14 protein-coding genes and 1 pseudogene are annotated in these 14,601 nt (G+C 56.2%); 5 read left to right on the forward strand and 10 right to left on the reverse strand.

Features of this window, described 5'->3' with window-relative positions; translation table 11 throughout:
- Positions 1-14: 14 nt before the first annotated feature.
- Together phaC and ACYQ11_RS10220 are read right to left on the reverse strand one after the other, a co-directional pair.
- Complete coding sequence (gene phaC / locus ACYQ11_RS10215; protein WP_459923673.1) at positions 15-1,205, reverse strand: class III poly(R)-hydroxyalkanoic acid synthase subunit PhaC; 1,191 nt, start codon at positions 1,203-1,205, stop codon at positions 15-17.
- A 45-nt stretch (positions 1,206-1,250) separates the two neighbouring features.
- Positions 1,251-2,015, reverse strand: coding sequence for a poly(R)-hydroxyalkanoic acid synthase subunit PhaE (locus ACYQ11_RS10220; RefSeq protein ID WP_459923674.1), 765 nt, complete (start codon positions 2,013-2,015; stop codon positions 1,251-1,253).
- A gap of 476 nt (positions 2,016-2,491) precedes the next feature.
- On the opposite strand from ACYQ11_RS10220, the gene ACYQ11_RS10225 reads away from it, so the two are divergent.
- From ACYQ11_RS10225 to ACYQ11_RS10245, 5 genes are all read left to right on the forward strand, one after another.
- Complete coding sequence (locus tag ACYQ11_RS10225; RefSeq protein WP_459923675.1) at positions 2,492-2,794, forward strand: hypothetical protein; 303 nt, start codon at positions 2,492-2,494, stop codon at positions 2,792-2,794.
- Positions 2,795-2,796: 2 nt separating this feature from the next.
- A complete protein-coding gene (locus ACYQ11_RS10230; RefSeq protein WP_459923676.1) occupies positions 2,797-3,183 on the forward strand; it encodes a response regulator in 387 nt (128 codons plus the stop codon).
- Positions 3,176-4,897, forward strand: coding sequence for a sensor histidine kinase (locus ACYQ11_RS10235; protein WP_459923677.1), 1,722 nt, complete (start codon positions 3,176-3,178; stop codon positions 4,895-4,897). The genes ACYQ11_RS10230 and ACYQ11_RS10235 overlap by 8 nt, the downstream gene beginning before the upstream one ends.
- Positions 4,898-5,085: 188 nt before the next feature.
- Positions 5,086-5,475 (forward strand): hypothetical protein, encoded by a 390-nt coding sequence (locus tag ACYQ11_RS10240; RefSeq protein ID WP_459923678.1) that lies wholly within the window; start codon positions 5,086-5,088, stop codon positions 5,473-5,475.
- A gap of 7 nt (positions 5,476-5,482) precedes the next feature.
- Positions 5,483-6,151 carry a carbohydrate-binding family 9-like protein gene (locus tag ACYQ11_RS10245; RefSeq protein ID WP_459923679.1) on the forward strand — a complete coding sequence of 223 codons (669 nt, stop codon included), beginning with the start codon at positions 5,483-5,485 and terminating at the stop codon, positions 6,149-6,151.
- A gap of 14 nt (positions 6,152-6,165) precedes the next feature.
- Here the strand turns inward: ACYQ11_RS10245 and ACYQ11_RS10250 are convergent, their stop codons facing one another.
- The 8 genes and pseudogenes from ACYQ11_RS10250 to ACYQ11_RS10285 all read right to left on the reverse strand — a co-directional run.
- Positions 6,166-6,888, reverse strand: coding sequence for a GAF domain-containing protein (locus ACYQ11_RS10250; RefSeq protein ID WP_459923680.1), 723 nt, complete (start codon positions 6,886-6,888; stop codon positions 6,166-6,168).
- Positions 6,889-7,051: 163 nt separating this feature from the next.
- Positions 7,052-9,070, reverse strand: a complete 2,019-nt coding sequence (locus ACYQ11_RS10255) for a site-specific recombinase (protein WP_459923681.1) — start codon at positions 9,068-9,070, stop codon at positions 7,052-7,054.
- Between the two features lie 336 nt (positions 9,071-9,406).
- On the reverse strand, positions 9,407-10,234 hold the full coding sequence (locus ACYQ11_RS10260) for an LEA/WHy family protein (RefSeq protein WP_459923682.1): 828 nt from the start codon (positions 10,232-10,234) through the stop codon (positions 9,407-9,409).
- Between the two features lie 242 nt (positions 10,235-10,476).
- On the reverse strand, positions 10,477-11,082 hold the full coding sequence (locus ACYQ11_RS10265) for a type IV pilin protein (RefSeq protein WP_459923683.1): 606 nt from the start codon (positions 11,080-11,082) through the stop codon (positions 10,477-10,479).
- 15 nt (positions 11,083-11,097) lie between these two features.
- A complete protein-coding gene (locus tag ACYQ11_RS10270; protein ID WP_459923684.1) occupies positions 11,098-11,916 on the reverse strand; it encodes a tetratricopeptide repeat protein in 819 nt (272 codons plus the stop codon).
- Positions 11,913-12,716 carry an ABC transporter permease gene (locus ACYQ11_RS10275; RefSeq protein WP_459923685.1) on the reverse strand — a complete coding sequence of 268 codons (804 nt, stop codon included), beginning with the start codon at positions 12,714-12,716 and terminating at the stop codon, positions 11,913-11,915. Before ACYQ11_RS10275 ends, ACYQ11_RS10270 begins: the two co-directional genes overlap by 4 nt.
- Positions 12,713-13,453, reverse strand: a complete 741-nt coding sequence (locus ACYQ11_RS10280) for an ABC transporter ATP-binding protein (RefSeq protein ID WP_459923702.1) — start codon at positions 13,451-13,453, stop codon at positions 12,713-12,715. Before ACYQ11_RS10280 ends, ACYQ11_RS10275 begins: the two co-directional genes overlap by 4 nt.
- Before the next feature lie 582 nt (positions 13,454-14,035).
- Positions 14,036-14,141 (reverse strand): annotated as a pseudogene (locus ACYQ11_RS10285) (pilus assembly FimT family protein); the annotation flags it as partial.
- Positions 14,142-14,601: the final 460 nt, after the last annotated feature.

A 14,601-nucleotide genomic window follows, 5' to 3' on the forward strand; every position in this document is an offset into this window, starting at 1 on the left:
TCACTCCTCGAAGGTCAGGCGGTTTTCATCTGCCGGGGGCCCGCAGCAGGTCCGCTCGTCCCTGCCTGGGCGGATTTCCGGGCTTTCGCCTTTTTCGTCACATCCTTGAGCACCACGCGGCCCTGGGCGTCCCGCTCCTTGAGCCAGGAAACGATGGCCGGTGCGAAGGCGCTCTGGCATTTCGAACTCACATAAATACCGATATGGCCCGTATCCAGACACAAATCGCTCACATCGGAAGAGCCCACCGCCCCGGTGAGACGGTCGGCCGCCGCCGGGGGCACCAGATGGTCGTACTTCGCGTAGATGTTCAGAAGGGGCATGGTGATGTTTCTCAGATCGATCAGCCGGTCTCCGATTTTCATGCGGTTCTGAATAAGCAGGTTGTTCTGGTAACAGTCCTTGATAAACTGCCGGAAGGTTTCACCGGGCATGTCCGGGCTGTCGAAAATCCATTTTTCCATACGGATGAAATTTTCCACAAAGGTCTTGTCGTCAAGATTTTCCAGCAGATTCTTGTATTTGTCGATCATCAGCCGGGGCGGATTCAGAAGCAGAAACCCGAAATTCATCAGATCTCCCGGAATATTGCCGAAGCCGTCGGTGAAGGCGTCCACGTTGATATCCTTCATCCATACATGGAGCAGTCCGTCGTCATGATCGAAGCTCGACGGCGTCACCGTGGTGATCAGGTTCCGGACCTTTTCCGGATACAGGGACGCGTACATCAGGCAGAAGGTGCCCCCCATGCAGATGCCCATCATGTTCAACGACGGGATGCCCCGGCTTTCGAGAATGTGATCCACCACATTGTTCATGTACCCGCACACATGGTCCTCGATGGTCAGAAACCGGTCGTTCCAGCTGGGGTAGCCCCATTCCAGAAGATACACGTCCATGCCTTCGTTGAGCAGACTGCGAATCACGCTGCGCTCGGGCTGGATGTCCAGCATGGTCTCCCGATTGATCAGGGCGTAGATGATCAACAGCGGGGCCCGGGTTCCCGCCGAGCCGTTCTCCGGCGTGTAGTGTTTGAGTACGATCCGGTCTTCCGTGTAGACCGTTTCAGAGGGGGTCGAGGCGATGCCCGTATCCAGGGATCCCAGCATGGTCTGGGTTGAATCCAGGGAATAGTCCAGCGTCTTTTTCATGGTTTTCAGCGTGTCATCGAAGAGTCGGTTGAGCGGATGATCACTGGCGAACATGGGTTTCTCCTTTCCGGCTGTGCAAACCATTTGGGTCTAACCGATTTATTTTTCCTGCTGCTGCATTTTTTTGATCTGCGCGTCCATGGCCTTGATTTTCTTCTTGAGTTCATACACATTCCTGGACAGCTCCTCCACCTCCCGGCCGCAGGGGAGCCCGGACAGATGAATCAGGTCCAGCATCAACTCCCGCCCGGCGGCCCTGAATTCACTCATGGCGCTGATGGTCCTGGCCAGAACGGTTTTGTAGCGATCCGTCTTGAACAGGGCCTGATACTCGTCTTCGAGGATGTGCAGCCATCTCTCGTAGATTTTCTGAATATCCTGCGGCGATTTCACGGCTTCGGCCTGTTTGACGATCTCTTTGAGGGTCATCCGGGTGGCCTCTTCCAGGGGCACACAGGTACAGGCCACAAATTCCTGGGCCGCCGTGTGAAACCCCGTCAACTTGTCCAGAGCCCGGTTGATTTTCTCCTGATAGGGCCGGGTGATCCCCACCGGAGGAATCTCCAGAAGCTTCTTCATGATCCGGGCCGGTATTTCGGAGATGTTTTCCGTGAAGGGCCCGCCGTCGGCGTCGAGGCCGGGCATCAGCATCCCGGCGATTTCAAGCATGCCCCGGGTCGTGTTCCGGGCCGCCTCGGCCAGATCGGACATCCCTTCCGGGTAAACGAACATCGCCATGGGATGCTGCTCACCCAGGCTGTCGGTCATGGTTTTCACCATCCGGTCCACCGCGTCTTTCTGGAAGGCGCCGATCGCCCCCATCATCTCTGTCCAACCCGAAAAAACTGCATCATTTGTGTCCATAATTTACCTCGTCGTTGGAAATGGGCCCGGGTAGACCGGCCCCTGGTATTGACCGCGTAACACACTCCTGCCAATTGCACTGACCGTGCCACGGGCCGACATCATCGTATTCAACTGATTTGACAAGGCTTTCATCGAATCAGCCGAGACAGGGCTCCACCGGCCTGTCCAACTCTTTTACACGCTGGAAAGGCTTCGCGGGCGAGTCGACCCCGTTTTTTTCGTTTCGGTCAAATCCGCGGGCCGGCCGTTTACACCATGTAAAGGAAGCGGACAGGCCTTTGCCGGTTTCAATCCCCGGCAAAGGCCGTCCAAAACCCGGACCGCTGCCTTGAACCGGCGCAGGCTCCGGCGCCTGCCCCCGTCCCTGTGGGTTTTACCGGATCGACGCCCTGCCGTGGCACGGTCGTTGCTATTTTTCCGCTCAGACGTTTCAGGGCCGCCAGGGTTTCATTTAAGGCTGAAAGGAGCAGATCATGGCGTTGAATTTCAAAATCAACACACAAAGGAAGGACAAAGGTCGGATTGAGATTCATATGTCGGGAGATTTCGACGGCATGTCCGCCTGGGAGCTGATACACAAAATGACTGAATATTCGGGGACCTGTGATTTGATTGAGGTCAATACCAACGGACTCAGGGAGCTTGTGCCCTTCGGCCGGAAGGTGTTCACCACCAACGCCGCGCCGCTGTCCAAGTCTCCGTCCCGGTATGTGATCACCGGGCCCATGGCCTCGTTTTTTTCCGAGTCCGGACCGTTTGGGCCGATGAGGGTATGACCATGAAACGGCTTGTGGTTGTCGAACGCAATCCCCACATCCGGCGACTGCTGGAACGGGAATTCCTTGCCGAAGGCTATCAGGTCACGGGGGCATCCAACGAACACGATCTGATCGCCCTCCTCAACGCCGAGGGCCGGGTGGACCTCGTGATCATCGACCCCGACACCCTCGACACCCCGGACAATCCCGAGTGGGCCGTTATTCGTAATCATTATCCCGATCTGCCCGTCATTGTTCTTTATCTGGGCCTGGAACCCTGCCTTGCCTGCCCCTTCGGCGTCATCGGCGGTCAGGTCGAAAAAAACTGGGACAGCATCGGCAGACTCAAGCGCCTGTCGGCCGACATCCTCCACGAACACCATGAGAAAGCATACAGCCATGAATGATCAGATCCACAACGCGAAAAAATACGCCTCGGTACGTAAAAACATCCTGACCAGCATGATCCTCGTGCCCCTTGTTCCCTTTTTATCCTCCCTTTTCATCGGGTATTTCTACTTTGCGGCCTCGCTGGAAAAAAACACCGTCTCAGCCATGAAGCGCATCGTCTCCGACCACGGAGACATGATCCGCTCCTTTCTGGACGAACGGCGGGGGGATCTGGCCTTTATCGCGGGGTCCTATACCTTTGACGAACTGAGCCGGAAGGAAACGCTGGAATCCGTTTTCCGAAACCTTCTTGAAAAATCCCAGGCCTTCGTGGATCTGGGCGTTTTCGATGCCGGGGGCGTCCATGTGTCCTACGAGGGCCCCTTCAAGCTCACGGGCATCGACTACCATGAAACCGCCTGGTTCAAAGAGGTTCAAAGCAAGCGCTATTACATCAGCGACGTGTTTATGGGCTACCGCAACGTTCCCCATTTCATTATCGCCGTGGCCGTGGATTCGCCCCAGGGACCCTGGGTGCTTCGGGCCACCATCGATTCGGCCTTTTTCAACGATTTTGTCAAAGGGGTGCGACTGGGCCGGACCGGTGAAGCCTACCTGATCAATGCCCAAGGCCTGTTCCAGACCGATCGGCGTTCCGGCGGAATCCTGATGGACAAGGATCCGGACTTCGACCGCTACGCAACCGTTCACACCGGTGTCCGGACCCTCATCGCCGAAGACAGCACCGGACGAACCCAGGTCTACGCCACGCTCTGGCTCAAGGACAACGCCTGGCAGCTTGTGGTCAAACAGGAAAAGGACGACGCCTTTCACATGCTCCGAAGGGCCCTGACCCTGATCATCATCGTCATGACCCTGGGGGGTGCCGGGCTGGTGGTTCTGGCCTTTATCGTGACCGACCGCGTGGTGAGACGCATCGAGAAGGCCGACCGGGAAAAGGGCCGGTTGACCGAACAGCTGATCCGGGCCGGACGTTATGCCGAAATCGGCGAAATGGCCACCGGTTTCGCCCACGAGATCAACAATCCCCTGCAGATCATGAAAAGCGAGCAGTCCCTGCTGACCCTTCTGTTCGACGATCTGGCCCCCGCCGGCAGGCACATCACCGAAGCGGAACAGCGCCAGACTCTCGATGAAATCAAGGACTCGCTCGACCAGATCAGTCTTCAGATCGACCGCTGCGCCAAAATCACCGGCGCCATCCTCAAATTCGGACGTCAGGAAGAAACCCGCGTCACGCCTCTGGATGTCCGGGCATTCATGCAGGACGTCATTCACATGGTCGAAAAAAAAGCACTGGTTCACGGCATCACCATCACCCGGGATATTCCCGATTATCCCCTGATGGTCCAGGCGGACCCGGCCCAGATGCAGCAGGTGTTCCTGAACCTTTTGAACAATGCCTTCGACGCCGTGACCCAGGCCCATGGATCACGGGGAGGGAGCATCGCCGTCCGCATCCATGACCAGGCGGACACCGGCCGCGTCGAAATCGCCGTCGAAGACAACGGCACCGGCGTAAGTCCGGAATTCATGGAGAAGATCTTCTCGCCCTTCTTCACCACCAAACCCGTGGGCAAGGGCACAGGGCTGGGTCTGTCCGTCTGCTTCGGCATCATCGACACCATGGGCGGGACGATCCGGGTCCGAAATCTGGAAGGCGGCGGTGCGGGGTTTACCGTGGACCTGCCTGCGTCGGGCTCTGTTTGAGACTGCGTTTCATACCTTTTGTATAAACTTGTAAAGGCTTGTAAATACTTGCTTGACCCCACGAAAGGCCCGTGCTATGAATAAATCATTTTTAATCAAAACATAATCAACAGCCGACCGGTTCACGGTGCGCCCGATCGGCTGACGATGGCCTGAAACCCATCGTCACCCCCTTGAGGAGAGGCTCCATGGCCCGGATCGACACCAGACTCGATAAAGATAACGACCTGAAAATTCACCATGTTCATGGGCCGGTCGATGGCGATGACATCATTGACGCCATTCGGCGGGACCTTGACGGTTTACGGACTTCCAAGGTGATCTGGGATTTCTCGGACGCGGACATGGAGAGATTCAACATTGAAAAAATGCGACAAGTGCTGGCCGTGGGCAAGGTCCTGGCCGAAGCCCGGCAGTCAGGCAAAACGGCCATCGTGGTGCCCCAGGATCTGTCTTTCGGCATGGGACGGATGTATGAAACCATGACGGAGATTGAGAGCTTCGCCACCACCAACCGGTCCTTCCGAAGCCTGGACGCGGCCAAAGACTGGCTGGGTATTCCGCCTGAACGGTCCTGAAGCCACCATGACCGACCACCCCGCCCTGACCATACCCCGGATCGACCACCGGCACGCCCTGACCGATCCGTTTGACCAGGGCATCTGGGCCGGCGTTCCTGCGCAGACCCTGGACTTTTACATGGGTGATCCGCCCCGACACCGCCCCCTCACACGGTTCAAGATCGCCTGGGACACCGATATGGTCCTGATCGCGTTCGAGGTTCACGACCGCTACGTGCTGGCGCGCGGCCGGTCATACCAGGCTCCGGTCTGCCGGGACAGCTGCGTGGAATTTTTCTTCACTCCCGGCAGCCGAAGGGACACGGGGTATTTCAATCTGGAAATCAACTGCGGGGGAACAGGCCTCTTCGAGTTTCATCCGGATCAGGCGCCCCCCCTTTCCATGCCCCGGGAGGCCTTTGACCGGATCGGCATCCGACCGGAGCTGCCCGCCGTCATCGATCCGGAAATCCCCGATCCGCTGACCTGGCGTCTGACCGCCCTGCTTCCCGTAGACATTCTCAGGCCTTACGGCCCGGTAACGCCCCCCCGGCCCGGCGCGGTCTGGCGGGGCAATATCTACAAATGCGCGGACCACAGTTCCCACCCCCACTGGCTGACCTGGGCCCCGGTCCTTTTCCCCCGGCCCCGGTTCCATCTCCCCCAATGGTTCGGCGACCTTGTGTTCGCATGACAGGCGGCGTGCCCTCAGTCTTCCAGATCGGGATAATATTTTTCAAGGCAGGCATCGCAGATAGCATGGCTGAACTGGGCATCCGAATGCTGTGCGATGTACTTTTCAAGCTGGTTCCAATACCCCTTGTCGTCGCGGATCTCTTTGCAGTGCATGCAGATCGGAATAATACCCCTCAGGGTCTTGATATCGGCCAGAGCCCGTGACAGCGCATCGGTTTTTTCCTGAAGCAGATCGATATACCGGCTGTTTTCAAGGGCGATGGCGGCCAGGTCGCCGAAGACCGACGCGATCACGGCATCGTCATCGGTAAAATCCGAGGGTTTGTTGGCCAGACCGATGATCCCGACGGTCCTGCCGTCCAGATTGAGGGGTGCAAACAGCACATTGTGCATGGCCACATGCCCGGACGGCAGATAATCGACGTGGGAACTGTTCATAAAATCGTTCTCGTACACCGCCCGGTGGGAGTCGTAGGCCAGGGAACGCAAGCCCCGGATGGGCATGGGCAGGCTCGGATCGACGGTGCAGGGAAGGCCGCCCGCCTCGAGAAACAGAACCTCGTTCTCATGCCCGTCATCGCTCAACAGCGCCACATAGCCGGACTGGGCTCCGGTCATCTCCCGGCAGCAATCAAAAATCGCCCGGGCGGATTCCGGAAAATTCTTTTTCTCGAGAATCACCCGCGCCCCTCGCACCATGGCATTCACCACGGCCCTGAGTTGTGATTCGCTCATAAAAAACACCCCCATCGCCCCCTCGTCAAAAAGGGGCGGCAGCTGTTTCCTGTTAGGACACCGCCCATGCCTGAGGCGTGGCGACGTCGATCTCACGGGCATATAGTTTAAAACGAATTCTCTGAGAAATCAATACAGTCAAAAAACGGGCCGCCACACACCGTCATCGTCCCTGGGCCGATTCGTCCTCCGGAGGCCAGACCAGGGCTGAGGGTTTCATGCGGATTTCCTGAAAAAGGGCCCGAAAAAGCAGGCGCACACTGCTGATCCGGACGCCCCGCGCCCTCAGGGCCACAAACAGCGCCAGGGAAAAACTGACCATCAGATTGGCCAGACCGATCAGCATCACGCAGGCAAACAGCACGGCAAACCCGGAGGGATCCGTCACCGGGGCATAGCCGAGGTTGGCCGAGGAAAACGCCACATGGCGGATATCCAGGGGAAGTCCCACCAGATCCCCCGCATACCCCGTGGCACCAAGCATGCATCCGAAAAGAAAATTTCCGGCGATGGAGCCGGAATGCTCCGCCAGATAATGACCGATGCGGACCCGCCATGATGAGGGAAGAATCCTCCGGATCAGCGGGTGGTACCGAAACCTTTCGGCCACCGACAGATAGGCCGCCCGGTTGTCGAAAAAACCCGCGATCAGCCCCGACAGAAACAGCCACACCCCGGCGATGGCCGCATGGAAAAGCGCCAGGCCCGCAAAGGGCTGAAGGGCATAGTGCTGATAGTTCCGCTGGGCTTCGCTCAGCAGCGTCTGACCGGTCAGATAACGGTAGCCTTCCCCGACACAAAGGGCCACCACAAGGGCCACCGACACATTGCCCACGATGGCGATAAACTGGGACCGGCTGACCTGGACCAGCAGGCGGGCGAGCAGGCGGGGGTTGGCGCCGCCGCGGCCTTCCTTCTCCACGGCTCCGGCAAAGCGGGCCGCCGTCATGGCCGGCTGCTTGGTGGCGATGGTAAAGCCCAGAAGGTGCACCAGGACAAACCCCAGCCCATAAATCAGACAGTAAAGCAGGGTTTCGAGGGCCGGATCGAATCCCACCGTTCCGACCTTGATCTTGATCAGGGCCAGAAGGGGAATGATCAGCCCTGCGCCTGCGGCGGATCGGAACATGGCCGCATACTCTTTCCGGTCACGGGTCACGTAATGTTCCCCATGGTCACTGACGTTTTCCGTCACCGTCCGTGACAACAGGCGAATGTTCTGACGCCAGAGATCCCGGATGCTGTTGCGCCGGCTGGTGGCCGCAACCAGTTCCCGGAACAGGCCGCAGGCGCTTTCGAGGCTTCGTGTGCCTTGGGACACATCGACGATATCAAGCAGAACGCCGATACGCCGCAAGGTCTGCTCCAGACGTTCCAGAAGATAAGTGGTGGCGATGGAGGTCCCCCGGGAGACGGCCCGTCGCCGGAAAAAAAGGATTTCCCGGTTGCACTGGTCGAGAAGCACCCGGGCGTGGGCGTCGTCCTTGTCCATGGACGTCTCCCCGGCCAGCCAGGCTTCGCAGGCCCTGACAAAGCCGCTCATTTCACGCTGAAAGCCGATAAAGGGGGAATCCCTCGACATCAGCCGGGGTTCAAGGCGCACCAGATCGGGCTCCAGTTCCTCGGCCGCCACCCAGATCGACAGCATTTCAAGGGCGTAGATGATCTCATCGAGGGCCAGGATCAGCGGGGATCGCCAGTCATTATCCGGCGGCTGCCAGAGCGTCGTAAACAGGGAGAGCCAGGCGTTATCGGAAACCGATGACACCCAGACCCCATCGTCGTCATGGGTGAACACAAGCTCCAGCATATCGGACAGATCATGGGGGTCTTTGGGCGGCGGATTGATCCGTTCATACAGCCGCCGGGCCAGCTCGGTGTGAAAGCCCTTTCGCGGCAGAATCCCCACCGAGGTCAGGGCGGGGAAGAATTCCGCCTTGTCAAGCCAGACCCTGAGCCGTTCAGACACCCGCCCGCGCAGGGTCCCGCGGGCCTTGAGCGCGGTGCACAACTCCCTGATCCGTCCCTCCGCCTCACTGCCGGCCTGATCGGAACCCGGCGCCGCAGGTCGCACCCACCGGACCACCTCGAGCAGCAGCCCGAGAACACTGATGTCCGGATCAGCCTCCAGGCGATCAAGAAGAGAATCAACATCGATTGGTCTGCGAGAAAACGGCGTCATGGCTTCATATTTTCAGGGTATCGTTCAATGTCATTGACTTAAGATCCTTATGGGCACACTGCGCTTTGCCCATCCTACGGGCGACACAATGCATGATGGGCAAAACAACGCGTGCCCATCATGTGAAGCGGCGGCTTCTTTCTTCACGTTAATATCATTGATGAACTCGTAAAAAGTCATCACATGACGGCAAAGAAAAACGTTCGAGCTTACGGCGTCGCGAATCCCGAGGAATGAGGCGTACTAAAGGTACGCCGCAGTGACGAGGGATGAAGCGCAACGCATAAGATCGGACGTTTTACGAAGCCGTCATCATTGGCTATCGGCATCAGGATGTCAACGAAGCAGATCTGTCTTTCCGGTTTTCGTAAACGGGAAGGTCGTGAGCCCCGCCTTGGGGATGTCAAAGGCCATGCTTCCGGTCAGTTCGTAATCAATGGCCCCCTTGGAAAACAGGGCCATGGCGCTTTTGCCCAGGGTCAGAAAGTCGATGGACACCGGCACCGAAACGGTTTGCGCCATCGCGTCCCCGGCCAGACGGATGTTTTCGCTCTGCCCCTCAAACAGACGCAGGCCGCCCAGCGACACCGCATAGCTGATGCGTTTCAGATCGATCGCCGACGGGCTTTCCCGGCTGATTTCCAGTTCCATGACCAATTTGGCCCCGGTGAAACTCATGGCGGCCACGGACACGTTTTTGACCCGGACCGACGGCGGTTTGGGCAGGATGATCACATCCGTATGGTGAAAGGGCAGGGTAAAAAGACCGATCTGGAAGGTCCCGGAAATCTCATAGCTCAGACGGTCTTTCCGGAACAAATCAACAAGCGAATCGACACAGTCCATGTAGTTCACCGAAACGGGCACCGTCACGCGCCGGGACCCCATGGCCGGCAGCCCCACACCCTCCGCCTGCCGCCCCTTAACCACCGTCTTGCCCTCGACGGCCAGCACATAGGAAAACCCGTCCAGCCGCGCCCCGACGGGATTCGGATTGGCCACATCGAACGTAAACTCCAGATCCCCCTGAAACAGACTGCCTCCCGTAAGCGCAACCTTCTCCATCCTCACCGACGGCCTCTTGACCAGCCCCTGAAGCGCCTGACACCCCCACAACCCCGCCACACCCGCAAGCACCACCATACCCGCAAACAATCGCTTCATATCAGTCTCCCTGAATTCAAGCGGTTCTATCCGGCTTCCCTCAGGACTCCGCCCAACCCAACGAATACAACCCACTCTAACCCCATATCCCCCGCACCGCAATGCTTAAGTTGGCCATCAGGCACGGATTGAATCGAATACCCGGCGATAAGGTATGGTTCTTTTGCTTTCAGGTGAATAACGGGGTTTTTAGGGTAGGGCGGGAATGTGTTTCTTTGTTTGCAGGCATTACAAAGACGTTATCACTTGACAATCCAACCGACAGCTGCGGCAAGATTAAAATCCATGCCGGACGTGGGGACGACTTCATGGGCAACCGTCAGGATAGCGCCTGGGGCATACACATTGGGGAGCTGGTAGACATCCATGGAATCATTTTCCATGCCATAGACGATATCGCCATTTCGATGCTTTGACTGGGCCGCATACAAATCGCTGGGGCCGGCGAGCTGGGCCGTGGTGGCATACAAGGTATTCTCCCGGCTCAAACCGATTTGAAGCGCGTACTGGCGCCCCAGAATGTCCTGGGATGATACGAATGCCGGGGCTCCGCTTCCTCCGGTAACCAGAATGCCTGTACGATTGGCAGCCCCTGTACAGGCAGCTGCATTCGCAGCGCTCTCCGTGGCACCGTAAATGGTCATATCACTGAAAAAAGCGGCTTGAATGCTTGAAAGATTCTTAAGGTCCGAGATAGCTGATGAGTTGAACGCACGGATGCGATAAGCGGAAAACTGGGGGATGGCAATGGCGGCCAGAATGCCGATGACGGCGATCACGATCATCAACTCGATCAAAGTAAACGCCTCTTCCTGATATTGACCGGTATCGTGATCGGAACTCGTCATCGAGACCTCCCCGAATTAAAATTTTACAAATCCTGTTTGCCCCTGATATTCAAACGAGTTCCCATATGGATTCTTTGGTAGGGCATCGAGAACACCGGCATCGACCAGTGCGTCGAGACGCGCCGGATATCCGCCGAAACGATCATGGTAGACCCGTAGAGCCTTTTCAAGAACATCAACGGCCATATGGGCTTCTAGACGCGTGAGCAGCATCTCTTTTTTATCCGGGTCGGTTTCCTTCATCAGTACCATCTGAAGAAAGGCCATGGCCGTTTGATTGTTGCCGGCTTCCTGGGCCAACCGCGCGGCAAAGGTCGCCAATGGGGCGGGGGCATCCCTGACCGTCGAGGCCTCCATCAGGTATTCCGATGCCATACGATTGTCCTTCAGGAAAAAAAAATAGTCAAATCCGATGAAATAGCCGGGGATCCAGTCCCAGTAGCGGTGATTTTTAGATTCTTCAAGAAGGGAAAAAGCAAGGTCGAAGCGTTTGGCATGCCAGGCCAGGGAACCTTGAATCAGATGGCAGGACTGTTCGAAATAGGGATCGAGGGCCATGGTCTGCCGGAACAAATGACCGATGGTGTCCCACTCCGCGTCGGTGATTCGTTCCGCCTTGCCGACAATGCTGGCGGCTTCGATCAGGGTATAATCCGCAAGCAGCCCTCTGAATTCACCGGCCACGGCTTTGAGCAGGATGGGCGGAACGTGAACCGAGGCATGGTATGACCGGCTGAGCTGCACGGACCGTCGGAATTTCTGCAGGGCATGAAATGACAGACTATAGCACCCCAGAAGGGTCAGCCCCAGGAGCACAAGACCCCAGCGTCTCATGACAATTCCTTTTTGTTGAACACGATCACGGTGAGAAACAGAACGCAGCTCACATAAACGATGCCGTAAAACCCCGAAATAATCACATCCCCCAGGGGAATGGTCAAACCGTAAGCAGCGGCGGTTTTTTTGTCAAAGGCACTCAAATTGGGAAAGACCCATGACGCCAAGTCGATGATCCAGACCGTCACCCCGCCGTCCGGATAAGTCTGGCGGACCAGGGTCTTGACCAGCTCCACATTGTGGCCGATCAGATAGGTCCCCGCCGTCAAAACAAACGCGATGAACGAGCTGGTTGACACGCAGGTGAACAGCACCGAAAAGGCCGTCACGATGAGCAGGGCCATCAGGGACAAAAACACGGCATAGCTGAAAAACGTCCATGAAAAGAGGGCCGGGACATAGTGGGGGTTGAGCATCATGATGATCTTGACCGTCACCCCGGACAAAACACTCAGGATCAGGACGGACATCAGCACCAAAAGCCCCAGACCTGAAAATTTACCCAGAATATAGGCGCTCCGAGGAATGGGCCGTGCCAGAATCATGTAGACGGTAAGCTTGTCCAGATCCTTGGACAGAAGCGGCATGCCCAGAAAGAAAATGATGGCGAGCCCCGAAATGGACACGGTGGACAGCCCCACATCCACGGCCACTTTGCCCAGCTCCCGGGTGAAACTGGTGGTGATGATAAAATTCAGCGCGCACATCACCACGGCAAAAAAGAGGATGCCCAGCATCGCTCTGTTTCTCAAGCCCTCTTTAAACGTAATCCCAGCGACAATACCGATGTGTTTCATGACCGCGCCCTGTTGTCGTCTTCGACCAGTTTGACAAACGACTGTTCAATATCCCCCGTTTGCGCCTTGAGTTCGTCAATGGGGCCACAGAACAAGAGCTTCCCCTTGTTCAACACGCCCACCCTGTCGCAGAGCTTCTCCACATCACTGAGGATATGGGAGCTGAAAAAAATGGTTTTCCCTGCCCGGCGCATGTCCAGAATAACATCCGCCACCAGCTTCCGGCCCATGGGGTCCAGGCCGCTCATGGGCTCGTCCAGAATGCACAGGGCCGGGTCATGGACCATGGCCAAAGCGAGCCCCGTTCTCTGAACCATGCCTTTGGAGTAGGTTCTTAACGGCTTATGCCTGGCCTGGGTGAGTAGCATCCGGTCAAGCAGCATGTCGATACGGGCATCCAGAACGGCGCCATCCATCCCTGCAACACGACCCCCGAAACGCAAAATCTCATCGGCACTCAGGTGATCGAAGAACAAGGGGTTTTCAGGTAAAAAACCGATATTTTTCCTCACCGAAGGCTGGCAAACCGACTGCTCGTTAATCAACAAGGATCCTTTATCACAGCGAATGAAATCCATCATCATTTTGATGACTGTACTCTTCCCAGCCCCGTTGGGGCCTAAGAATCCAAAGGACTCACCCGACTCAACAGTCAAACAGAGATTTTCGACCGCAGGATTTGCTTTTCTCGACGAGAAATTTTTGTAGGATTTTGAGAGATTCAGAATTCTTATCACAGCAGATTCTCTTGGCCAGTTCGGATTGTCTACCCATGATACAGATGATCCGGTCAACCCAAGGTTGACCGGATCAAGACAGCATATCCTTTTAGATCAATTATTTTGCAACCCAACCGTTCGCAGCAGCAGCATCAAAATCATCAGTGTCTGCAACAGGTCCAATTAATGCATCAGGAAGGATAGTTCCCGGACCATAAACAGCAGGGGTAACGTTCTGGTAAGTCATCGTCACATCCGAATCAATACCATACGCTGTATTCCCCTGAATGTGCTTCGACGTTGCGGTAAAGTTATTGTTATTGGCCCCAGATGTTCCTGCTCGCATAGAATTTCCATTGCTCAAACCAATCTGGAGAGGCCTAGTCTGACCAGTACCATCGTCACCCGAAATCAATGCAAGGTTGGCTGTTGGTGCTGTAATACGCGCACCACCATTCGGTGCACCACCGGCAGCCGCGGCAAGTGTGTTATCCTCAGTACCTCCGAAAATAGTCCAATCGCTAAACAGGGTCGCTTCAGACGTCTGGAGGTTGGCCAAGTCCGTCAGAGCCGCCGAGTTGAATGCCCGAATCCGATAAGCAGAAAACTGCGGAATGGCGATGGCCGCCAGGATACCGATGATCGCGATGACGATCATGAGTTCGATCAGGGTAAAACCTTTTTCATTTCTTTTTTTGTTAAGCATGTGTTTCCTCCTCGTTTGGTTTGTTTTGTTGACCGGTATTTAACCGTAAACAAAGGCTCTTTTACCGTGAATCGCCAAGGGCAACCCGATGGTGATTACTCCCGGCTCAGCTCGTTTCAGTTGGAAAAAAGTTCTTGTTTTCGGAAAATACGTTTAAGCAGTTGAAAAATAGTACCTGAAAAACCATGGTTTCGCAACCCTTTTTAGCCGGTCTGCCGTGTTTGGTGACTAGCTGCCCTTTTAAAACATGACTGAAACGTTACCTGGGGATAATACAATAAGGGTGCCAAGGGGAAGACATGAAGCATATTATTCATTTAACCGTCCAATATCAAAGGATATATTGATATTTCATTCCTCTGACAAAAACGATGGGCTGGATTTACGGGGCGATGGTTGAACAAATTTCGGTCGACGAGTTGCCGTAAATTGTCACCCCTTAATGTCTGCTGAAAAAAAA

It is taken from the genome of Desulfatiferula olefinivorans (assembly GCF_054657895.1).

Coding starts and splice junctions, on each gene's coding strand:
- ACYQ11_RS10265 (WP_459923683.1), bottom strand. CDS start 11,082: ATGACGAGTTCCGATCACGATACCGGTCAATATCAGGAAGAGGCGTTT.
- ACYQ11_RS10270 (WP_459923684.1), bottom strand. CDS start 11,916: ATGAGACGCTGGGGTCTTGTGCTCCTGGGGCTGACCCTTCTGGGGTGC.
- ACYQ11_RS10230 (WP_459923676.1), top strand. CDS start 2,797: ATGAAACGGCTTGTGGTTGTCGAACGCAATCCCCACATCCGGCGACTG.
- ACYQ11_RS10255 (WP_459923681.1), bottom strand. CDS start 9,070: ATGACGCCGTTTTCTCGCAGACCAATCGATGTTGATTCTCTTCTTGAT.
- ACYQ11_RS10275 (WP_459923685.1), bottom strand. CDS start 12,716: ATGAAACACATCGGTATTGTCGCTGGGATTACGTTTAAAGAGGGCTTG.
- ACYQ11_RS10225 (WP_459923675.1), top strand. CDS start 2,492: ATGGCGTTGAATTTCAAAATCAACACACAAAGGAAGGACAAAGGTCGG.
- ACYQ11_RS10220 (WP_459923674.1), bottom strand. CDS start 2,015: ATGGACACAAATGATGCAGTTTTTTCGGGTTGGACAGAGATGATGGGG.
- ACYQ11_RS10235 (WP_459923677.1), top strand. CDS start 3,176: ATGAATGATCAGATCCACAACGCGAAAAAATACGCCTCGGTACGTAAA.
- ACYQ11_RS10250 (WP_459923680.1), bottom strand. CDS start 6,888: ATGAGCGAATCACAACTCAGGGCCGTGGTGAATGCCATGGTGCGAGGG.
- ACYQ11_RS10260 (WP_459923682.1), bottom strand. CDS start 10,234: ATGAAGCGATTGTTTGCGGGTATGGTGGTGCTTGCGGGTGTGGCGGGG.
- ACYQ11_RS10245 (WP_459923679.1), top strand. CDS start 5,483: ATGACCGACCACCCCGCCCTGACCATACCCCGGATCGACCACCGGCAC.
- ACYQ11_RS10240 (WP_459923678.1), top strand. CDS start 5,086: ATGGCCCGGATCGACACCAGACTCGATAAAGATAACGACCTGAAAATT.
- phaC (WP_459923673.1), bottom strand. CDS start 1,205: ATGTTCGCCAGTGATCATCCGCTCAACCGACTCTTCGATGACACGCTG.